This window comes from Pedobacter jamesrossensis, assembly GCF_042650905.1.
GTDB lineage: Bacteria > Bacteroidota > Bacteroidia > Sphingobacteriales > Sphingobacteriaceae > Pedobacter > Pedobacter jamesrossensis.
Map to the genome: position 1 here is coordinate 1 of NZ_JBHSBY010000011.1, position 22745 is coordinate 22745.

The 22745-nt window shown below is 34.9% G+C and carries 20 protein-coding genes and 1 pseudogene; 11 read left to right on the plus strand and 10 right to left on the minus strand.

Features of this window, described 5'->3' with window-relative positions; translation table 11 throughout:
• Positions 1 to 325: 325 nt before the first annotated feature.
• The 9 genes from ACFOUY_RS01680 to ACFOUY_RS01720 form a co-directional block, all read right to left on the minus strand.
• Positions 326 to 844, minus strand: a complete 519-nt coding sequence (locus ACFOUY_RS01680) for a DsbA family protein (protein WP_378958709.1) — start codon at positions 842 to 844, stop codon at positions 326 to 328.
• Between the two features lie 6 nt (positions 845 to 850).
• Positions 851 to 1312, minus strand: coding sequence for a redoxin domain-containing protein (locus ACFOUY_RS01685; protein ID WP_378958710.1), 462 nt, complete (start codon positions 1310 to 1312; stop codon positions 851 to 853).
• Positions 1313 to 1334: 22 nt separating this feature from the next.
• The gene (locus tag ACFOUY_RS01690; RefSeq protein ID WP_378958712.1) at positions 1335 to 3071 is read right to left on the minus strand and encodes a thiamine pyrophosphate-dependent enzyme; all 1737 of its coding nucleotides are present in this window, start codon (positions 3069 to 3071) and stop codon (positions 1335 to 1337) included.
• A 136-nt stretch (positions 3072 to 3207) separates the two neighbouring features.
• Positions 3208 to 4125 carry a DUF58 domain-containing protein gene (locus tag ACFOUY_RS01695; RefSeq protein ID WP_378958713.1) on the minus strand — a complete coding sequence of 306 codons (918 nt, stop codon included), beginning with the start codon at positions 4123 to 4125 and terminating at the stop codon, positions 3208 to 3210.
• 383 nt (positions 4126 to 4508) lie between these two features.
• The gene (locus tag ACFOUY_RS01700) at positions 4509 to 5720 is read right to left on the minus strand and encodes a PQQ-dependent sugar dehydrogenase (protein WP_378958714.1); all 1212 of its coding nucleotides are present in this window, start codon (positions 5718 to 5720) and stop codon (positions 4509 to 4511) included.
• Between the two features lie 120 nt (positions 5721 to 5840).
• Positions 5841 to 6161 (minus strand): thioredoxin, encoded by a 321-nt coding sequence (gene trxA, locus ACFOUY_RS01705; protein WP_109923776.1) that lies wholly within the window; start codon positions 6159 to 6161, stop codon positions 5841 to 5843.
• A gap of 157 nt (positions 6162 to 6318) precedes the next feature.
• On the minus strand, positions 6319 to 10752 hold the full coding sequence (gene dnaE / locus ACFOUY_RS01710; RefSeq protein ID WP_378958715.1) for a DNA polymerase III subunit alpha: 4434 nt from the start codon (positions 10750 to 10752) through the stop codon (positions 6319 to 6321).
• A gap of 225 nt (positions 10753 to 10977) precedes the next feature.
• Positions 10978 to 11430: a lipocalin family protein gene (locus ACFOUY_RS01715; RefSeq protein WP_378958716.1), complete on the minus strand. Its 453-nt coding sequence runs from the start codon at positions 11428 to 11430 to the stop codon at positions 10978 to 10980.
• Between the two features lie 11 nt (positions 11431 to 11441).
• Complete coding sequence (locus ACFOUY_RS01720) at positions 11442 to 11987, minus strand: lipocalin family protein (protein WP_378958717.1); 546 nt, start codon at positions 11985 to 11987, stop codon at positions 11442 to 11444.
• A gap of 120 nt (positions 11988 to 12107) precedes the next feature.
• Between ACFOUY_RS01720 and mdh the strand changes: the two genes are divergently transcribed.
• From mdh to ACFOUY_RS01765, 10 genes and pseudogenes are all read left to right on the plus strand, one after another.
• Positions 12108 to 13046 (plus strand): malate dehydrogenase, encoded by a 939-nt coding sequence (mdh, locus tag ACFOUY_RS01725; protein WP_378958718.1) that lies wholly within the window; start codon positions 12108 to 12110, stop codon positions 13044 to 13046.
• Positions 13047 to 13110: 64 nt separating this feature from the next.
• On the plus strand, positions 13111 to 13536 hold the full coding sequence (locus ACFOUY_RS01730) for an aspartyl protease family protein (protein WP_378958719.1): 426 nt from the start codon (positions 13111 to 13113) through the stop codon (positions 13534 to 13536).
• Positions 13537 to 13740: 204 nt separating this feature from the next.
• On the plus strand, positions 13741 to 14136 hold the full coding sequence (locus tag ACFOUY_RS01735) for a group III truncated hemoglobin (RefSeq protein WP_378958721.1): 396 nt from the start codon (positions 13741 to 13743) through the stop codon (positions 14134 to 14136).
• 59 nt (positions 14137 to 14195) lie between these two features.
• Positions 14196 to 14735, plus strand: coding sequence for an SRPBCC family protein (locus tag ACFOUY_RS01740; protein WP_378958722.1), 540 nt, complete (start codon positions 14196 to 14198; stop codon positions 14733 to 14735).
• Between the two features lie 164 nt (positions 14736 to 14899).
• Positions 14900 to 15577 carry a response regulator transcription factor gene (locus ACFOUY_RS01745; protein ID WP_378958723.1) on the plus strand — a complete coding sequence of 226 codons (678 nt, stop codon included), beginning with the start codon at positions 14900 to 14902 and terminating at the stop codon, positions 15575 to 15577.
• Positions 15577 to 16923, plus strand: a complete 1347-nt coding sequence (locus ACFOUY_RS01750) for a sensor histidine kinase (RefSeq protein WP_378958724.1) — start codon at positions 15577 to 15579, stop codon at positions 16921 to 16923. Before ACFOUY_RS01745 ends, ACFOUY_RS01750 begins: the two co-directional genes overlap by 1 nt.
• Before the next feature lie 212 nt (positions 16924 to 17135).
• Positions 17136 to 17633 (plus strand): hypothetical protein, encoded by a 498-nt coding sequence (locus tag ACFOUY_RS01755; protein ID WP_378958725.1) that lies wholly within the window; start codon positions 17136 to 17138, stop codon positions 17631 to 17633.
• Between the two features lie 26 nt (positions 17634 to 17659).
• Positions 17660 to 18511: a bestrophin family protein gene (locus ACFOUY_RS01760; protein ID WP_378958726.1), complete on the plus strand. Its 852-nt coding sequence runs from the start codon at positions 17660 to 17662 to the stop codon at positions 18509 to 18511.
• A pseudogene (locus tag ACFOUY_RS21640) lies at positions 18492 to 18902 on the plus strand (IS1634 family transposase); the annotation flags it as partial. The gene ACFOUY_RS01760 and the pseudogene ACFOUY_RS21640, both read left to right, overlap by 20 nt.
• A gap of 49 nt (positions 18903 to 18951) precedes the next feature.
• Positions 18952 to 19122 (plus strand): hypothetical protein, encoded by a 171-nt coding sequence (locus tag ACFOUY_RS01765; protein ID WP_378958727.1) that lies wholly within the window; start codon positions 18952 to 18954, stop codon positions 19120 to 19122.
• A 234-nt stretch (positions 19123 to 19356) separates the two neighbouring features.
• Here ACFOUY_RS01765 and gyrB read toward each other — a convergent pair whose 3' ends face one another.
• Positions 19357 to 21315 (minus strand): DNA topoisomerase (ATP-hydrolyzing) subunit B, encoded by a 1959-nt coding sequence (gene gyrB / locus ACFOUY_RS01770; RefSeq protein ID WP_378958728.1) that lies wholly within the window; start codon positions 21313 to 21315, stop codon positions 19357 to 19359.
• Positions 21316 to 22022: 707 nt separating this feature from the next.
• Between gyrB and ACFOUY_RS01775 the strand changes: the two genes are divergently transcribed.
• A complete protein-coding gene (locus ACFOUY_RS01775; protein ID WP_378958729.1) occupies positions 22023 to 22619 on the plus strand; it encodes an OmpH family outer membrane protein in 597 nt (198 codons plus the stop codon).
• The last annotated feature ends 126 nt before the right edge of the window (positions 22620 to 22745 follow it).

Consider the following 22745-nt stretch of genomic DNA (forward strand, 5'->3'; position numbering starts at 1 on the left):
TTTTTGCTTCATTAGCTCATAATCGAGCTGTTCTTCTCTCGTCATAACAAACTGTATCTAAAGTTAGTGATTTTAACTTTTGACACAGTTTATTTTACACCCTCAAAAATATTAATCCTTGTTCTTTACTCTTTATTCCTTTTTCGTTTCTTCTTATTCCACTTCTTCATTAAAACTTCATAATTGAAATGCACCTTTGAATAACAAAACACAAGAAGCGATTTCCGTTTTGTTAAATTCTAAAAACTCATAATTAGTTTTTTAGTTTTCCGGTTACCCTTATCTGATACCTCATGTATTGCAAAATACATGAGGTTTTTTGTTTTTATTCTGCGCTTTCTTTAAGCATTTGAAAAAGATCTTCTACGCCTCCATCGAACTTAGTTCCGTTTACATAAAATGATGGTGTTCCATTTACGCCACTTCTAATACCACTTTCAAAATCTGATTCCACTTTTTCAGTTACTTCATCCGAACCATAATCCGATTTGAATTTTCCCAAATCCAGTCCAACTTTCTCAGCGAGTTCGTTAAAAAGCGATTCGCCTAATTGGTTTTGATTTTCATAAAGTCCATCATGCATTTCCCAAAATTTACCTTGTAAAGCCGCAGCTTCTGCAGCGACAGCTGCTGGAAAAGCATATTCATGAGCTTCTTGCAATGGAAAATTTCGAAAAATAAATTTAATCTGGTCGCCGAAGGTCTTTTGAATTTGCTTTATAATTGGATAAGCATGACCACAGTGCGGACATTCATAATCGCCAAATTCTACAATTTCTATTGAGGCTGATTTTCCACCTTCAAAATGGTCTTTATCAGATACGGCAGGTTTTAATGTGCTCATAAAATTCTATTTTTTATTAAGTTCTTCCAATGCGTCTAAAATTCCATCTGCTCCAGGATTAACAGCTGTTGGCGATAAATAACTCCATGCAATTTTGCCTTCTTTATCAATTACGAAAAGAGCTCTTTTGCTCTCGCCAACCTCTTCATCGTAAACACCATAAGCTTTAGATACTTTTCCTTTTGGCTCAAAATCGGCTAATAATGGAAAATGTAATTTTCTATCCTGTTCAAAAGCTAAATGGCACCAAACACTATCTACAGAAATTCCAAAAATTTGTGCATCTTGTTTCGTAAAATACTTCAGCATCTCATTGTAAAGTGCCATTTGGTCACTGCAAACCGGACTCCAATCTGCAGGATAGAAAGCAAGAATTACATTTTTTCCTTTAAAATCTTTAAGTTTTATTTTTTGATCGGGAGTAGCATTCAGTTCAAAATCTGGTGCTTTTGCGCCTTTTTCTAACATATTTTTATTTTTTTAATTCAGGTTATATAACTTCACCCAAGTGTTTATAATTAGATTTTATGGTATCAAATACTTCACTCATTTTCCCACCAAGCATAAGTTTAGTCATAGAAACAGTCATTCCTTTAATCTGCTCCCATTCTATTTTCGGTGGCATAGCTAAAGCATTCGGATTAGTTAAAATGTTCAATAAAATTGGCCCATCATAACTTAGCGCATTTGCAATGGCACCTTCAACATCCTCAGGTTTTGAAACCGTAATGCCTTTAAAACCCATTGCTTCAGCAACAAGTGCAAAATCAGGATTTATCATATCGGTTTCATTATCTGGTAAACCATCAACTTCCATTTCGAGCTTAACCATACCCAATGCTCTGTTGTTAAATACAATAATTTTAATTGGCAAATTGTATTGCTTAATTGTTGCTAAATCACCTAATAACATCGATAGACCTCCATCGCCACAAAGCGCTATAACTTGTTGTTCTGGATGAGCAAGTGCAGCTCCAATTGCCATTGGCATTGCGTTAGCCATAGAACCATGATTAAATGAACCTAACATTTTCCTCTTTCCTGTTCCTTTTATAAACCTTGCACCCCAAACACAACACATTCCGGTATCAACCGTAAAAATCGCATCATTGTTACTTAGCTTATCAATTGTATCTGCAACAAATTCTGGTTGAATTTTGTTCTCTTCTCCTCTATCGTTAACATAATTTTGCTGATGAGATTTAACTTTTTCATAAAATGCAAGTTGAGCTTTTAAAAAACTATCATCTTCTTTATTATCTATTAAAGGTAACAAAGCCGTAATTGAATCTTTTATATCGCCGCATAAACCCATATGCAACTTTGCCCTTCTGCCTAATCTTTCCGGACTTTCATCAATCTGAATAATTTTATTTTTTTGAGGCATAAAGTTTTGGTAAGGAAAATCCGTTCCCAAAAGCAAAACCACATCCGATTCGTGCATACTATGGTAGGCAGAAGGCTGACCAAGCAAGCCAGTCATTCCGATTTCGTAAGGATTACCATATTGCATACCCATTTTACCACGGAAAGAAAATCCAATCGGAGCTTTTAATTCTTTAGCCAAAGCAATTACTTCTGCATGAGCTTCAGCGGCACCAATTCCACAATAAATTGTTATTTTTTTGCCTTCATTTAAACAATCAGCTAATAGCTTAAGTTCAATATCTGATGGTCTGATAACAGGTTTGCATTTAAATAACTGCATTGATGTTTCACTTTCCAAAGCATCAAGTTGAGCTACATCACCTGGCAAACCAAATACAGCAACTCCTTTTTTAGTTATTGCATGTTGAATGGCCGATTGAAACATTCTTGGAACCTGAGTTGCAGTTGTTGCGATTTGATTGTAAGAGCTACAATCATCGAATAATTTTGTGGTGTTCGTTTCCTGGAAATAATCCATACCAAACTGACTAGTATCAATCGTAGATGCAATGGCGATTACTGGAACGTGAGAACGATGTGCATCGTACAAACCATTAATTAAGTGAACATGACCAGGACCGCAACTTCCTGCACAACAAGCCAAACCATCTAACTCCGCTTCGGCTGCAGCTGCAAAAGCACCAACTTCTTCGTTTCTAACATGTATCCACTTTATTTTACCATTCCTTCGAACAGCATCATTAAAATAATTTAAACTATCTCCGGTAACTGCGTAAACTCTCTTCACACCTGCCTCAACCAGCATTTCAACAAGTTGTTCTGCAACATTTTTAGCCATATATATAATTCTTAATTTAAAGCTATTAAAGCCTCGAGTTAATTATTGATACTATTTATACTTTAAAAACGATGGTATTGTTTGCCTTCAATTACACTAATTTGTAATTTTTATAGCCTTTGGTTTTGAAAATGAATTAACCTAATTTCTGTCGCTTGATTAAATATGATTGAAGAATTGGATAAAAGCCTTCATTGATATCCGCATCAATTAAATCAATTTTATATTGATTACATTTCAAAGCAATTTGCTGCCGATAATTTGAAACCGCAGCCGTATAATTTTCTTTTACTTGATTTGTATGCAATTTAATGGCTTCGCCAGTTTCCATATCTATGAATTGATAAGGCCTGTTTTCGAAATTAAATTCTACTTCTTTAGATTTATCAACTACGTTAAAAACAATAACTTCATGCTTATTAAATTTTAAATGCTGCAATGCATCAAAAAGTTCGTCAGTTTTTTCTGAGTTAGTTTGTGTGTTAAATAAATCGCTAAAAATGACAACCAACGAGCGTTTATGAATTAGCTCTGCAACCTGATGAAGCGATTCGCTTAAATTAGTTTTCGCATTCGCTTTTGGTTTATGCAGCAATTCTTCTAACTGTGTAAACAAATATTTCTGATGAACCGTGGTAGATTTAGCTGGAGAATTCAATAAAATTTCATCAGTAAATAAACTTAAACCAAATGCATCTCTTTGCTTTTTTAAAAGGTACATTAAAGAAGCCGCAGCCTGAATAGAAAAAGTGAGTTTATTATTTTTCGGCTCAGGAAAATACATCGATGAGGAAACATCAATCACAAACTGGCAACGCAAATTTGTTTCTTCTTCAAACCGTTTGCTATAAAGTTTATCAGTTTTAGCAAATAACTTCCAATCAATATTTTTAACATTATCGCCATTATTGTATTGGCGATGTTCTGCAAATTCTACAGAAAACCCATGAAAAGGACTTTTGTGTAAGCCTGTAATAAAACCTTCTACAACTTGGCTAGCCAATAATTCGAGATTACCGTAACTTGTTTTGTTTTCGTAATTGACTGCCTGCATACAGTAAAGCTAATAAAATATTTATGAATTAATCGAGTATAAAACCATTCCTTTTGAACTTATTTATATGTTTGAAAAGCAATGAAACTAGCTTTTTTAACCTTTGTTCCCGCTACCGTTCCAAATCTTCAGCCAAAGAAAAATTGGCTTGCGGGTTTTCCACTTTATCGGGTTTAGGTGGTGGCTACATTGCACATATCGATAGTAAATAAACCAGATGGGAGTGTCAGCCTCCGATTTCTTCAATCGGAGCTACAACGAAGCGGGACTGAAACTGATTTGAAATACCGAATTAACATTTTCAAATTAATTGCATTTATAGAAAGAAAAAATCCCAAACTCAAACAAATGAATTTGGGATTTAAAATATTTAAACGAAAATATTACTTCTTCGCAATTTTATACAATTTACCATTGTCCGTAACGGAATAAAAAGCCCCATCTTTTCCTTCAACCATATCACGGAACCGCTCGCCTTTACCTTCCAAAAGCCTTTCTTCACCAACAACTTTATTATCTTTAATTACCAGGCGAATAATATGAGAACCACTCAATGCACCAACAAATAAATCCCCCTTCCATTCGGCAATAACATTACTATTGTAAAAAGCAATACTACCAGGAGAAATACTAGGATTCCAGAAATAAATGGGCTGTTCCATTCCTTCTTTTTGTTGAATACCATCGCCAACTTTTTTGCCGCTGTACTCTGTTCCATAAGTTATAATTGGCCAGCCATAATTTTTTCCGGGTTTGATGATATTTACTTCATCACCACCCTTAGGTCCAAATTCTGCTTCCCATAAATCGCCCGTCTGAGGATTTATAGCCAAGCCATCTGGATTACGAAGTCCGTAAGCATATATTTCGGGTCTGGCATCTGCTTTACCTGCAAACGGACCACCAGCGACTGGCTTTCCATCAGTAGTTAAATGTAAAATCTTACCTAATGAAGAGTTTAAATATTGTGCCTGAATTCGGATATCCGAGCCAGAACGTTCTCCTGTACTTACAAATAAGTTGCCGTTCTTATCAAAAACAATTCTAGAACCATACTGAAGTTTCCCCCCGTAGGATGGTGTAGCCCGATAAATTATGGTCTGATTTTCTATCGCAGTTTCGTTTGCAGATAATTTTCCTTTTGCAATTGCTAATAAAACACCTTTGGTTTGAGGCTCTGAATAAGCATAATAAACCATTCTATTTTTAGCAAAATTGGGATCTAAGGTTACATCCAATAAACCGCCTTGACCAGAATCATCTACTTTTGGCAAACCAACAATCTTACTTTTCAGCTTTCCATCAGACGAAAGAGTAACCATAGTTCCTTCCTTTTGCGTAATTAAAAAGCCTCCATCTGGCATTACAGATATAGCCCAAGGACGTTCGAGCTTATCGTTTATAATAGAAATATTTAAAGGTGTTTTTGTTTTAACACCAGCAATGCGAGTTTGACCAGCAAATGCAGGTTTATAATCTGCAGATGGCTCTCCTGTTTCTACAGGATTTTGTGCAGAAACCAAAGTAATGCCACCAATATTTAGCAGGCAACCGGCTAGTAAAAATTTTGATGTTTTGTTATTGAACAGGTTCATAGTTATGATTTTGTGAGAATAAAAGAACAAAAAAATATCGTAATAAAAAACCCGAACTCTGTAACGAATTCGGGTTATATATTTTAAATAAAGCTTTGTACTATAGTAGTTAAACTTTAATTAAGCCAATTGCTTATTTAATTTTTCAGCTAATACTGATTTTGGAACTGCACCAACTTGTTTATCTACAACCTGACCATCTTTAAAGTATAATAAAGCTGGAATGTTACGAATACCAAATTGCATAGAAATTTGCGGATTGTTATCTACGTTTACTTTACCAACGATAGCTTTGCCATCATATTCTTTCGCAATTTCTTCTACGACTGGACCAACCATGCGACAAGGGCCACACCATTCTGCCCAAAAATCTACTAATACGGGTTTATCTGATTTTAATACAAGCTCCTCGAAGTTTGCATCTGTGATTTCTAATGCCATAATTTATTTTTTTATGTTCAAATATATGTATTCAATTCTAATGCCACCTATACCGTAATGCCAATTTGACATTTCTTTGAGGTTGAGGGGTTCAAGGTATAAGGCAAAAGGTTTAGCACCTTTAAGTCATAAGCCCTAAACCTTCCAGCATCCCACCTTAGTTTAACTTATAATTAACAACATTCAATCCTGTTAATTGTTCCAGGAATTTATTGTTAGGATTAATTTTTAAATTTTTAGAAGGCATATCGAGCATAATCTGCTTTTCACTATCGAAAATAGCAAAGTTAAGTTGGCAGTTTTGTTGCTCAGAGTTTGCCTTATTGTCTGCTAATATTTCATCAATTTGACGCATCAGCTCTTCATTTACCCTTTCTATTGGAACTTGAATAGTTAAACTCTTTGCTAATTTATCCCTTAACTCCGACATTAAATTTATCGAGGTGATTTTAAACTCCCAATCACCTGCTTTACCAAAGCGCTCGCCAACTCTACCGCGGATCTGCAAGAAATATCCCTCGGTTAAAAATGATTTGAATTTCAGAAAATCTTCTCCAAAAAGAGCCATTTCACTTGCATCATCATAATCTTCGAATACAAAAGTCCCGAAGGGTTTACCTGTTTTAGTTATTCTTTGTGATGCTGTTACCACCAATCCACCTACGCATAACTCGCGGTTTTTTAACTTTTCAAATTCTGCTAAAACTTCTTCATTCATATCACCCATTCTCACTTTGTTGATAATGCTTAGCTGCCGAACCCCATGTGTACAAAATTTATCAAGTTCTAACTTGTAATTATCTAATGGGTGACCAGAGAGGAAAATACCAATTGCATCTTTCTCATATTTTAGCCTATCCATTAACGCCCATTCTGGCGAAACAGGTAGCGAAGGCTCTAAGATTAAATCTGCCTTTGAACCTCCGAACAAAGAAGCTTGTGAGGTATTTTCATTATTCTGAAAATCGTTGGCGTATTTAATAATTTTCTCGATTCCATTCATTTTATCATTTGGGCCAATATAAAAATATTGTGCCCTATGACCGCCAAAGGCATCGAATGCACCACTATAAACAAAACTTTCGTACGCTTTTTTATTTACGATCCGGGTGTTAGAACGTTTTGCAAAATCATAAACAGTGCTGTATGGGCCGTTTTCCAATCGCTCTTCGATAATGCTTTCTACGGCTTTTTCTCCAACACCTTTAACTGCCGACATACCAAAACGAACTTCGCCTTTTGTATTTACAGAGAACTTAAGATCTGACTCATTAACATCAGGGCCTAAAACCACAACACCCATTTGGCGGCATTCTTCCATAAAGAAAGCTACCTGCTTAATGTCACTCATGTTATTGGAAAGTACTGCAGCCATATATTCTGCCGGATAGTGTGCCTTTAAATAAGCAGTTTGATAAGCAATCCAAGCGTAACATGTTGAGTGAGACTTGTTAAAAGCATAAGATGCGAAAGCTTCCCAATCTTTCCATATTTTTTCTAAAGTTGCTGCATCATGACCTTTTTCTGCCGCCTGCTTAACAAATTTAGGCTTCATTTTATCAAGAACATCTTTCTGTTTCTTACCCATCGCCTTACGCAAAACATCAGCCTCACCTTTAGTAAAACCAGCCAACTTTTGCGATAAAAGCATTACCTGCTCTTGATAAACTGTAATTCCGTAAGTTTCTTTCAGATATTCTTCACAAGCATCCAAATCGTATTTTATTTCTTCCTCGCCATTTTTACGCTTAACGAAACTCGGAATATATTCCATTGGTCCTGGTCGATACAAAGCATTCATGGCAATTAAATCGTCGAAAACTGTTGGCTTCAATTCCTTCATGTACTTCTGCATCCCCGGACTCTCATACTGGAAAATCCCAATAGTTTCGCCTCTTTGGAAAAGTTCGTAAGTGGCTACATCATCAATTGGAAAAGTATCTGGGTCTAAATCTATATTATGCCTTTTCTTAACAAGTTTAACGGTGTCTTTTATTAGCGTAAGGGTTTTTAAGCCCAAAAAGTCCATTTTTAGTAAGCCTGCGCTTTCTACAACCGAGTTATCAAATTGGGTAACATATAAATCAGAATCTTTCGCGGTAGCAACCGGAACGAAATTCGTAATATCGCTTGGCGTAATAATTACACCGCAGGCATGAATACCTGTATTTCTTAAAGAACCTTCTAAAACCTGAGCTTGCTGAATGGTTTCGCCACTCAAATCTTTTAAAAGACCCATTGCTTTCAACTCCTGAACGCGTTCGTATTCATCAGGACGTAAGGCCTCTTTTAAGGTTTTTTCATCGAGATTGAAAATTTTTGCCAGCTTCATATTTGGAATCAGCTTGGCAATTTTATCAGCTTCGAATAATGGCAAATCCAAAACCCTTGCTGTATCGCGGATTGATGATTTTGCTGCCATCGTTCCATAGGTAATAATCTGCGCAACCTGGCTCGAGCCGTATTTATTAATTACATACTCCATTACACGACCACGACCTTCGTCATCAAAATCGATATCGATATCGGGCATGGAAACACGATCGGGATTTAGGAAACGCTCAAAAAGGAGGTCGTACTTAATTGGGTCGATGTTAGTTATCCACAAACAATATGCAACCACAGAACCCGCAGCCGAACCACGGCCAGGACCAACGGACACATCTCTTCGACGAGCTTCGGCAATAAAATCCTGTACAATTAAGAAATAACCAGGATAACCAGTTTTTTCAATTGTAGCGAGTTCAAAATCTAACCGCTCCGTAATATCTGGTGTTAATTCGCCATAGCGTTTTTTTGCACCTTCGTAAGTTAGGTGTCTTAAAAATTTATTCTCACCACGTTTTCCGCCATCAGTTTCATCTTCAATAACCAAAAATTCTTCAGGAATATCGAACTTAGGAAGTAAGACTTCACGGGCAAGTTTATAAATTTCAATTTTATCTACAATTTCCTGAATATTAACAATCGCCTCTGGTAAATCTGCAAAAAGCGATTTCATCTCATCGGGCGATTTAAAATAATATTCTTGATTTGGTAAACCGTAACGGTAACCGCGACCTCGACCAATGGGAGTTGCCTGCTTTTCGCCATCCTTTACGCAAAGCAAAATATCGTGCGCATTAGCATCTTTTTTATTGATGTAATATGTATTATTTGTAGCAACTAACTTAACCGAATGTTTTCTTGCTAAGGAAATTAAAGATTCGTTCACTCGATTCTCATCTTCTTGGTTATGCCTCATAATCTCGATGTAGAAATCGTTACCGAATTTTTCCTTCCACCAGATTAAAGCTTCCTCAGCCTGGGTTTCACCCATATTTAAAATCTTATTCGAAATCTCTCCCGATAGATTACCCGAAAGCACAATAATATCGTCTTTATATTGCTCAATTACGTTTCTATCAATACGCGGAACGTAATAAAAACCCTTCGTATAAGCAATAGAAGACATTTTAGCCAGGTTATGATAGCCATTTTTGTTCTTCGCCAGCAGTACCATTTGGTAACCATTGTCTTTTGCTGTTCTATCTAAATGATTATCACAAACGAAAAACTCGACACCGACAATTGGGGTCATAATCACTTCGGTTGGTCTTTCTCCAGCTTCAATTGCTGCAGCATTTTTAGCCTCGGCAGCTTTGTTATGATTTAAAACGTTGTTTACAAAGTGAAAAGCACCCATCATGTTTGCATGATCCGTCATGGCAACTGCAGGCATTTTTTGTGCTGCCGCAGCTTTTACCAAATCCGGAATGCTAATGGTACTTTGTAAAACAGAAAATTGCGTATGATTATGTAAGTGTACAAAAGTTGCCGCAGCAAGTTCTTGTTTGTTTCCTTCGAGTTCTTTTTTCGAAATTCCGCCACTTTCAGCTTTTTGAATTCTCTTACGGATTTCATCAGAAGCTGATTTTAAATTAATGTGTTTTAAACCAACACCTTCAATAGTTGCTGGATTTATCTCTCTAAAACGAGGAAAATATTCAGCATCAACAAGAAGTTCCTCTTTCTTAAAAACCTCGCGTCTTACCAACTCAAGAAAACAACGGGTTGTTGCTTCAACATCGGCGGTTGCATTGTGGGCTTCATTAAAAGGAGAACCAAATAAATAAGAGTGTAATTCGGTTAGCGTCGGTAATTTAAACTTACCGCCCCTACCACCTGGCAGTTGCAAAAGCTGGGCTGTTACTTCGGTACAGGTATCTAAAACTGGCATTTCGGCCATGCGGTTTGCAACACCAAAACGATGAAACTCACACCCCATAATGTTAACATCGAAACCAACATTCTGACCAACAATAAATTTAGCTTTGTTTAAAACTTCGTTAAATTTTGCCAGCATTTCATCAAAAGAAATACCTTGTTCTACCGCTAACTCTGTCGAAATACCGTGAATTCTTTCTGCATCGTAAGGAATATTAAACCCCTCTGGTTTAACCAGATAATCCTGATGTTCAACCAATCTCCCCATCTCATCGTGCAATTGCCATGCAATCTGAATACAACGTGGCCAATTATCCGTATCGGTAATTGGTGCATTGTAATTACGTGGCAAACCCGTGGTTTCAGTATCAAAAATTAAGTACATAGCTGCTTTAAAGAATTAACCGCTGCGGAATAATAACGGTTCATCAAAAATAGCAAATTTGAAGGTTGAAGTTGTCAGGATTTTATCAACAAAAGATTGGGAATAAAAACCATCTTCGATTAGAAAGTATATTATGTCTGAAAATATAAAAACCAATTCAAGGATTTCTAGGCTCCCGATGGAATGACATTATTAGAAACAAATTAAACTCAAATTATAAGCATACTAAAAATGCTCCTGACTTACCAATTCGCTTACCTCATATCCTTTCTGTCTGCACCTTTCAATAATATGAACTAATGAATCAGCTTCCATTTTTGGTTCGCGAGCCATAATAAACAGATATTTCTTATCAGGATGACCAACTACTACATAACTGTAATCATCTGCCAGTTCAATTATCCAATAACCAATTTTAAAAGGCCATAAAAACTGAGCCTTCATGTCGCCAGCTGGTTTTTCTTCCTCAAAAAATAATTTAGAAGCTATCGATTTCTCTTCAGTTTTACCCTCTTTATGGTAAGTTGTACAAACATCATAATGTTCATCATCGGCTAATGTATAAGTTTCGGTAGTTTGTTTCCAATTCTTATCCATTAACGTTGGGATAGAGTAAAGTGAATACCACTTACCCTCGAAAGCTTTATAATCAATATTTGAAATAGGTTTATTTTCCATATTTTTTGGTGTTAATTATGCTCCTGACTAACTAATTTACCCACGTTGTAGCCCGCTTGCTTACATCTTTCCACTATTGCAGCCATTAATTTCTTATCCATAGAAGGTTTCCTGCACATTATGAATAAGTATTTTTTCTCTGGATGACCAATTACAACATAACTGTAATCTTCTGGCAATTCGATTACGCGATAGCCAATTTTAAATGGCCATAAAAACTGTGCTTTCATTTCGCCATCCAATCCTCCATCATAAAAAAACAATTTAGATTTTATAGATTTTTCTTCTGGCTTTCCTATTTTATAATAGGTTGTGTAAACGTCAAAATACTTATCTCTTAATATATAGTTTTCTAAAGTTTTTCGCCAATTCTTATCTAAAGCAGTTGGAATGCTTGTTAATGAATACCATTTACCCTGAAAATTTTTAAAATTGATTTTTGCAACTGCTTTATTCTCCCCAGGGTTTATAATTAAACGATTTTTGAATGAAATTAAAATACAACTTGAAATCAATAGAATTATCAAGAGCAAAAATTTCTCATTTCCAACTTTCATAAAATTTGTTTTACATTACAACAAAGTGTAAATTATAAAGTTTTGAAAAGCATTTTTAAACCTTATATTTATTTATACCTTCGATTGATAATTAACAGCAAACCATTAAAATTTAGATATATGAAAGTAACGGTTGTAGGAGCAGGCGCTGTAGGCGCAACTTGTGCAGATAATATTGCACGTAAAGAACTAGCTAACGAGCTTGTATTATTAGATATTAAAGAAGGTTTCGCCGAAGGCAAAGCCATCGATATGATGCAAACCGCTACCCTTTTGGGCTTCGATACAAAAATTTCGGGTGTAACAAACGATTACAGCAAAACTGCAGGTTCTGATGTTGTAGTTATCACTTCAGGCTTACCGCGTAAACCTGGAATGACACGTGAAGAACTAATTGGCATTAATGCCGGTATTGTAAAAGGTGTTGCCGAAAATATATTAAAATTCTCTCCAGAGGCTATAATTATTGTAATTAGTAACCCAATGGATACAATGACTTATTTGGCATTAAAATCTTTGGGCTTACCTAAAAACCGAATTATTGGAATGGGTGGAACTTTAGACAGTTCTCGCTTCAAATTCTATTTATCACAGGCTTTAGATTGCAATCCGAACGATTTACAGGGCTTTGTAATTGGCGGTCATGGCGATACAACGATGATCCCATTAACACGTTTAGCTACTTATCAAAGTTTACCAGTTAGTAATTTATTAGATAAAGCTACGCTTGATAAAGTTGCAGCAGACACAATGGTTGGTGGCGCAACATTAACGGGCTTAATCGGAACATCTGCCTGGTATGCTCCGGGAGCTGCAGGTGCTGCATTAGTAGAAGCCATTTTACGCGACGAGAAAAAACTTTTCACTTGCTGCGTATCGCTTGAAGGCGAATACGGTCAACAAGATATTTGCCTAGGTGTACCGGTTATTATTGGTCGCAGCGGATGGAAAAAAATTATCGATTTTAAATTAACAGATGAAGAGCAAGCTGCATTTAACAAAAGCGCAGATGCTGTTAGAAATATGAATAGCGTACTTGCCGACATGAAATTGGTATAAAAAATAAGCTATCTTAATTATGTTCTAAACATAACTTAGAAATCTTAAGTGGTCAGCAATAAAGATGAAAACAATTTCAATTCCATTAAAACTTATAAACTTACAAGACGATGGTTTCCACCTTTTGGTGGAAATTGTTGTTTTTAAAGAAAAGCATTTTGCCGTTCTGGATACAGGTGCATCGAGAAGCGTATTTGATAAATCACTAATCGAGCAACATCTTTCAGAAACACTTCAAACATCAGAAGAAATAAATGCTGCTACCCTATTTACTACTACTACAACTATTCAAGCTACAATTCCCGAATTAAAAATTGGCAAACTAAAACTGAAGAATTACGAAACCGTTGCCTTCGATTTGCAATCAGTAAGCGAAACTTATCAGCAATTCGGTCATCCACCTATTATGAGTATTATCGGTGGCGATATTCTAATGAAACATCAAGCCGTTATCAATTACAAAAAGTTGATTTTAAGACTTTACAAATAATTCTATTTTCTGATTCAGATCATTTTTTGTAAATCATTTTAATAGATATTTGCATCAAATGCTTTTTAGATGAAAAAGTAAAATTAGTTTTGAGTGGAAATTCTTGCATTGAAAGCAACGATCACATCCTTAACATTACACTTGAAGGCAGTAAATTCTTATCCCTGGTAATACTTGGCTTTATAAATTTAAAAGATTTGCAGCATGAAAAGCGATATTAATAATAGAGAAGATATCATCTTACTGGTTGATACCTTTTACGCAAAAGTTCAGCAAAACAATAAAATTGGTCCTATTTTCAATAATATTGCCAAAGTAGACTGGTCGCACCATTTACCTAAGATGTACGATTTTTGGGAAAGTATTCTTTTTGGTAAAGCCATTTATAAGGGCAACCCAATGCTTACACATTTTGCATTAAGAGAGAAGGCCAACCTGCATCAGGAAGAATTTAATACTTGGAAAGCGCTTTTCTTTGATACTGTAGATACCTTGTTTGCAGGTGAAAATGCTGAGATAATTAAACAAAAAGCACAATCTATTGCAGATTTAATGCATTTTAAACTAAATGCTCCAAAACCCAAAATCAATATCGTGTAAAATATTTCTTTTGATTTTGATGGTTTCTTTTTAAATTTAATTAACCAACCAAATTAAATATGAAATTTTTAAGAATCTTTATTGGAATTATTGTCGTGCTGGCAATAATTATTTTTGTAGGTGGTTTGCTTCTCCCAAAAACCTACTCAGTTAACAGAACAACAATAATTAATGCTTCAGACAGCGTTATCTACAAAAACATTGTAGATTTTAATGAATTCTACAAATGGAATCCATGGGCTAAAATGGAACCAACAGCTAAAACAACTTTTTCAGGAACTGTTGGTCAACCTGGCCATACTTATGCATGGGTAGGAAAAGAAACTGGTTCTGGAGAAATGAAAATTTTAAAAGTTGAACCACTTAAACAAGTAGATATTGATTTATTTTTTAAAGAACCTTTCGAAAGCCATGCAGATACAAAATTTGATATTACTCCAGAAGCTGGTGGAAATAAAGTTACCTGGACAATGAGTGGTGAGAATAATATTATAAGTAAATGGATGTGCCTTGTAATGGGCGGTATGGATAAAATGATTGGAAAAGATTTCGAAAGTGGCTTAGCCAACCTTAAGCAGAAATCAGAAAATGGAAAATAATACCACTCAATGTGTAAGTAAAAAGCTTCATGGATAAAATCATGAAGCTTTTTTTATCACCTAACCAAACAATTATGTCTTCTTTTCGTTAAAAAGGCAGCAATTTCTTATTTCTATTGATTTAGATTTTGTAATTCCCTATTTTTTAGATTACTTGCCATCAGATGAATTTATTAATAGTAGAAGACGAACCAAGTATAATCTCTGTTGTTTCGCGTGGTTTAACCGATGAAGGCTTTACCGTTAGTATAGCTCCAGATGGTTTGATAGGGAAACAAATGGCTTTAGAGAATAATTTCGATTTGATAATGCTCGATATTATGTTACCTGGTATAAATGGTCTAGAACTTTGTAAAATTATTAAAGAACAAAAGCCAAATACGCCAATAATTATGTTAACTGCCCTTGGAACTACAGAGAACGTAGTTAATGGTTTAGATAATGGCGCCGATGACTATTTAATAAAACCTTTTAAATTTGCCGAGCTTTTTGCCAGAATCAGAACTTTACTCAGAAGATATAGCGGCGTTGCTACACTCGATCAGATTATAAATATCGCAGATTTGCAAGTTAATCTAAGTGCTAAAACAGTAAAACGTAATAATCAGGAAATTATATTAACAGCAACAGAGTATCGATTACTCGAATTTATGGCTAAAAATAAATCAAAAATATTATCTCGAATTGATATTTTAGAAAGCGTTTGGGATATAGATTTTAATTTAGGAACCAATGTAGTAGATGTTTATGTTAACTATCTTCGAAAAAAAATAGATAAAAATTCTGACCAAAAACTTATCCATACAGCTGTTGGATTGGGCTATGTATTAAAAGATAAATAATGGAAATAGCCAAGAAAATAACTTTACTCTTTGCCATTCTATCTGCAGTTATTATTTCCCTTTTAAGTGGTTTTGTATGGTATTTCGCTAATGATTTTGCATTCGAAGATTTTTATAAACGCCTAGAAGCCAGAGTTAACATTGCAGCACAGATAAAACTTTACGAAGACGATAATAATGATGTTTATGCCAAAATGCGTAATCAATATCTAGAAAGATTACCATCAGAAAAAGAATTTATAATTGAGTCTGGCACAAGCCAATCTAAAATAGATCGAGAATTGCCCAAAAGCTTTTATAGCAGAATAAATGCAGGCTTCATGGCCAGATATCGGGTAGATAATCACTTTTATGCTGGCAAATTTTTCAAAAATTCACAACGTGGTTACGTCGTAATCGTTTCAGCAAACGATCCGTTTGGCTTCAGAGAGCTAAAAGACTTGCAAAAAATCTTAATCATCGGCTTTTTCCTTTCTGTAATTTTATCTTTTGTTGTTGGCTGGAGATTCTCTAATTATATGCTGATGCCATTGAGAAACATCATTAAAAGTGTAAAGAAAATTAAGGCTGAAAATCTTCACTTAAGGCTTGATGTTAAAAAAGGAAGTGATGAGATGTCGCAATTAGCGCAAACTTTTAACAATATGCTTAATCGATTAGAAACAGCTTTCGAAACACAAAATAATTTTATTAGCAATGCTTCGCACGAATTAAGAACACCGCTTACCATAATTAGCGGAGAAGTTGAACTGGCTATAAAAGCTAAAGATGATGCAGAAAAACAGCACAAAGCATTATCAAAAATTAAAGATGAATCGGATAGACTAGAACATATTTTAACCAGTTTGCTTGGCCTTGCACAATCTGGCTTTAATGGCAAAAATCAACCTTGGGAAGAAGTTAGAATGGACGAATTGCTTTGGGAAATTAAAGATTCGGTAAATCAAGTTCATCCAAATAGCAGAATTGATATTGATTTAGATACCCTTCCTGATGATGAAGAGCAATTAACGCTTAAAGCAAACAAAAATTTGATAAAGCTTGCTATTAGCAATATTGTAAGTAATGCCTGCAAGTATTCTAATCATAATCCAGTAACAATAAAATTAGAAAGTAAAGCTAATACGTTATCTATTGCTGTAACCGACTTGGGTATTGGGATTCCGCAAAGCGATATTCAACACATTTTCGAACCATTTTTCAGGGCTTCTAATACAAATGATTTTAAAGGTTATGGAGTAGGCTTGCCACTATCGTTAAATATTATTCGCCTGCACAGAGGAAGCATCGCCATAAAATCTCAAGAAGGAATTGGAACGGAAATTAAAATCCTTTTACCGATTTAGTTAATAATTACACTAAACTTTATCATAAAGCATTAAAGGTCTCACTTAAACCATAACCAAAAGATTTTTCCGTAATATCTAAATCATCACTTACTACTAATTTATCAAATATTTTAAATTCTAATCTAATTTTAATCTCGCTCTTATTTCGCTGTAATAACATCGCCTTAAACTTGTATAAATAATTTAATCATTTATTTAAAAATAAGGCCATGAAAACAGTATTAGTACCTACCGATTTCAATTTAGAAAGCACTAAAATTATCGATGCACTTGTTCAAAATCAAGGCGAAGAAAAACTAAACATTATTTTTGTTCATGCATTTAAACTATCAGATTCTATAACTGATATGTTAATGCTTAGTCGCCGAAGCCGCGATTATGAAAATATTAGTGACGAATTTTATCTGGCGATAAATAATTTCAAAAAACAATATCCAAATCAAATCAATTGTGTTGGCATAGAATATTTCTATGGAAGTACAGTTGCGGCATTTAAAAATTTTATCGAAGCTTTTGATGTTCAAGCTGTTGCTTATTTAAAAGATTACAAATTTACACCAATAAATAAATATAGTATCAACCCTAAATTCTTAACAGAACGTTCTGGTTGCGAAACAATTCAATTAAATGTTTTAACCATTCATCCAACAGAAAATTTAATTGAAACTAAAATTCAAGAAACTCAGTTACAAGAGCTGAATGTTTAATTTATTCACATATAAAATATCAAATCATGCTGCTACGAAATAACATCCCGCTCACTTATATATTTGGAAAGATCAAAAAAGAATTACTATTTGTTATCGCCTATTCGGTTGGTATTGTAATTCTTTATCAAAATTTTCATGTTACACGTATTTCAATTCCCGTTGCCGTACCAGCATTACTAGGCACAATAATATCACTGTTATTAGCTTTTCGTTCTAATCAGGCATATGATAGATGGTGGGAAGCTCGAACGCTTTGGGGTGCAATTGTTAACGATTCGAGATCCATTTCCAGACAGATACTTTCTTTTGTCGAAAACCCTTATGGACAAGAAGAAATAGAGGAATTTAAGGAGCGTTTCATTAAACGTCAAATTGCTTGGTGTTATGCGCTTAGTCAGTCGTTAAGAGGTTTTAATCCTAGAAAAGGTTTAGAAGAATATCTTTCTGCCGAGGAAATTGCTTTTATCAAAAAGCGTAAAAACGTAACCGCAACATTATTGGAGCTACATGGCATGGATTTAAAAAAAGCTCTACAGGAGGGCTGGATTAACAAATATCAGCAAATAGAAATCGATAAATCACTTAATGCATTATGTAATAGTATGGGTGGTTGTGAGCGTATTAAAAATACTGTTTTCCCCGTAACTTATAGCAAATACATTAGTATGTCTATCCATTTATTCATCGTTTTATTGCCATTTGGATTAATAGAATATTTTGGATATATGGAAGTACCATTGGTTGTAGCCATTGCAGCATTCTTTTTATTGGTTGAAAAAATGGCAGTTCATTTACAAGATCCTTTTGAGAACAAGCCAACCGATACACCTACAACAACAATTTGCAGAACTNACCCTAAACACAGAGCTTATTAATCGCACAAAAGCACTTCTCGGCATCAAGGGATATTATACAGATCTAGAAGAATCTATTGCCGATAATGACACCATAATTGCACGGTATCATGATCTTTATAAAATAGAGCAGGCTTTTCGGATATCCAAAAGTGACCTGAAGACTAGACCTATCTTTCATTTTAAAGAAGAGCCGATTAAACTACATTTACTGGTATGCTTTATGGCTCTTGTCGTCTCCAAACACATCGAATTATCTACTAATGTTTCAATAAAAAAGTTTATAACTGAGTTGAAAAAAGTCACAGATGCCCGGATGTATAGTCAGATTACTAAGAAGGAAATTAGGATGAGAGCTAAAATAACACCAATTATTGAAGAGCTAATTAACAGATTAAATCTGCCGCACTAAAAATGACAAGTCAGGAGCCATTGCAGCATTCTTTTTATTGGTTGAAAAAATGGCAGTTCATTTACAAGATCCTTTTGAGAACAAGCCAACCGATACACCTACAACAACAATTTGCAGAACTATTGAGCGTGATTTATGTCAAATGCTTGATGATAATAAAATTTATGAGGATAAGCCTCAAACAGAATTAGCTCCGATTGGCTCGTATTACATTTTATAATAAAACTCTTTAATTCTTAGTTTAATCCTTCTTTGTAGGATGGTTAGTTAAGCCATTATTCTTCTCTCTGGATAGAGAGAAGAAATGGCAAAATTTTTATAAAAGCGAGTGAGCTATAGCCACCTGATTATTTCAGGTGGCTTATTTTTGTTAAATCAAAAACCCTCTTCAAGTTTTCAACTCAAAGAGGGTTTCTATATTTTAATGCTTTCTACTTTGAGCTTTCAGCTCTAATTAAGCATCAATTTTAGCATATTTTGCATTACGTTCAATAAATTCTCTACGTGGCGCAACTTCATCACCCATTAACATAGAGAAAGTATGATCACATTCTGCAGCACTTTCAATAGTAGCTTGTAATAAAGTACGTGTAGCAGGATTTAAAGTAGTATCCCAAAGCTGTTCAGCATTCATTTCACCTAAACCTTTATAACGTTGTATGTGTACGCTATCTTCTTTACCATTACCTTTAATACGTTGCACAGCCGCATCGCGTTGTACATCATTCCAGCAATATTCAAAATCTTTACCTTTTTTAACCTGGTAAAGTGGTGGCGAAGCGATGTAAACATAACCAGCTTCAATTAACGCTCTCATGTAACGATAGAAGAAAGTTAAAATCAAAGTAGTAATATGAGAACCATCAATATCCGCATCCGTCATGATTACGATTTTGTGATAACGAAGTTTCGTCATGTTCAAAGCCTTATCATCTTCCGGTGTACCAATACTTACACCAATTGCGGTGAACATATTTTTTATCTCGTCATTTTCGTAAATTTTGTGCTCCATCGCTTTTTCAACGTTCAAAATTTTACCTTTTAGAGGCAAAATAGCTTGAATGTTTCTATCGCGACCTTGTTTAGCAGTACCACCTGCCGAGTCACCCTCTACTAAGTAAATTTCACATTTTACTGGGTCACTGTCAGAGCAATCGGCAAGTTTACCTGGCAAACCAGAACCGCCCATTACACTCTTACGCTGTACCATCTCACGAGCTTTACGAGCTGCTGCACGAGCGGTAGCCGCTAAAATAACTTTATTAATAATCATTTTAGCTTCTTTTGGATTTTCTTCCAAATAAGCACCCAATGCTTCGCCAACTGCAATATCAACAGCGCCCATCACCTCGCTGTTACCCAGCTTAGTTTTAGTTTGCCCTTCAAATTGTGGTTCTTGTACTTTTACAGAAACTACTGCAGTCAAACCTTCTCTAAAGTCATCACCAGTAATTTCCATTTTAAGGTTTTTTAACAAACCCGATTTATCTGCGTAACTTTTTAAAGTACGCGTTAAACCTCTACGAAAACCTGCAATATGTGTTCCACCCTCATGTGTATTGATATTGTTTACGTACGAGTGAACATTTTCAGAGTAGCTATCGTTGTATTGGAAAGCCAGCTCAACGGGAACACCATTTTTAATACCATCAATGTAAATCGGCTCTGGTAAGAAAGATGCTCTTGTTCCATCTAAAAACGAAACAAATTCTTTTAAACCACCTTCAGATTGAAAAACTTCTGAAAAGAAAGTTCCGTCTTCTAAAGCTTCACGCTCATCTGTTAAGGTTAATTTAATTCCTTTATTTAAGAAAGCCAATTCGCGTAAACGAGCAGCTAAAGTATCATATTTGTACTCGGTTGTTTGTGTAAAAATGGTCTCATCAGGAGTAAAGGTTACAATTGTACCACGTTTATCCGTTACGCCAACTTCTTTAACATCGTACTGAGGAACACCAATTTTGTATTCCTGCATCCAAATTTTACCATCGCGGTGTACTTCAGCTTTTAAATCGGTAGATAATGCGTTAACACAACTTACCCCAACACCGTGTAAACCTCCAGAAACCTTATAAGTATCTTTATCAAATTTACCTCCGGCATGTAAAACCGTCATTACAATTTCTAGTGCAGATTTATTTTCTTTTGTGTTAATCCCAGTTGGAATACCACGACCGTTATCTTCAACCCGGATTGAGTTTCCTGCTAAAATTTTCACATCGATTGTATCTGCATGACCGGCCAAAGCCTCATCAATTGAGTTATCTACAACCTCGTAAACCAAATGATGCAAACCTTTTACACCAGTATCACCTATATACATTGAAGGGCGCTTACGCACCGCTTCCAAACCTTCTAAAACCTGTATATTATCTGCCGAATAATCTGACTTTAAATCTTGTTCTTCGCTCATATTTTAATTAAACATAATAAGTATCAAAAATACGGAAATTTTGGCATTTAAACTAATATGTGGATAAGTTTTAACCTGTTGGGGCGACGTAAATATAATGCCTTCTATGAGGTTTAAATAAGGTTTTTGGAAAGCAAAACCGATGTTCCAGTTCAAGTGTTAGCCCCGCTTTACATTACAAGCACCGAGAAAAGTCGTTGGCTTTTCATTTCAATCGGGTTTAGGTGGCCAAAAGCGTAAAAATATTATCGAAAAAACATCAAACAAAAAAAATATTCCATTTTTTTCTACCTCCGAGCCGTCCCTACAGGACGAAAATAGATATAGCTGTTGCAGATTATTTTTAGCTCCAATCGCTAAATGTGTAACATCCTTCGTCCCTTAAGGACGACTCATAGGTAGTAGCAAATTAAACAATTGACATTTACGTTCCGTAGGAACGTTTGGTGTTTTTGAAATTTGTTATTAGCACCTCACAACCCCAAATTTTAGCAGCAAAAATCCACCTAAACCCGATAAAAGCGAGCACGAAGTAAAGTGGTTAGCGGGACTAACTTACAATTAAAATACAGGTTTCGCTTTTCGAATATCTTTAATTATTAATCTACAGAATTAATTAGGTCAAAATATCTAATCATCACAAACTTGCATTGAAATTGCATATAAAAACTAATTTATATAAGTTTGCTAAAATTTATTAAAAAATAATGGAAAGAAAGACCTTTAAAACCTTTGGTTTATTTGCAACAGCAGCGCTAATTACAGCTTTTTCTGCTTGCCAAAACAAAGACGCTAAAACCACTGAAACTAAAAAAACAGATAGTACTGCAGCTGTTTCTGCAAACGAAAAAATTGTATTTGTAAATTCAGATTCGTTATTAACAAAATACGACTATTACAAAGACCTTAAAGTTAAGTTTGAAGGTAAATCGAAAAGTGCACAAGCTGATATGGCTGCAAAAGGTCAAGCTTTTCAAAGAGAGGTTGCGCAATACCAACAAGGTGCTGCTACTTTGGCTGCAGATGTTCGTAAAGCTACAGAAGAGCGTTTAGCCCGTAAACAACAAGAATTGCAAGCTTATCAGCAAAACGCTGGTGGTGCATTACAAAATGAGCAAGCTGCAGAAAACGAAAAACTTTATGATAAAGTTGCTGGTTACTTAAAAGGTTACGCTAAAGAAAAAGGTTATAAAATGGTTTTAACTTATTCTAAAGGCAACAGCGCTATTTTATTTGCTGATGAAAGTTTAGATGTAACATCTGAAGTTATTAAAGGCTTAAATGCTGATTACGCTAAAAAATAATTTTAAATTGTACATATAGATGGGGCTGTATCATAAATAAAATGATCAGCCCTTTTATTTTGCTTAAATTTTTTATATTTTTTTATGTTATTTTTTTGGTTTAAAGTGTTGATTTTCATATATTTA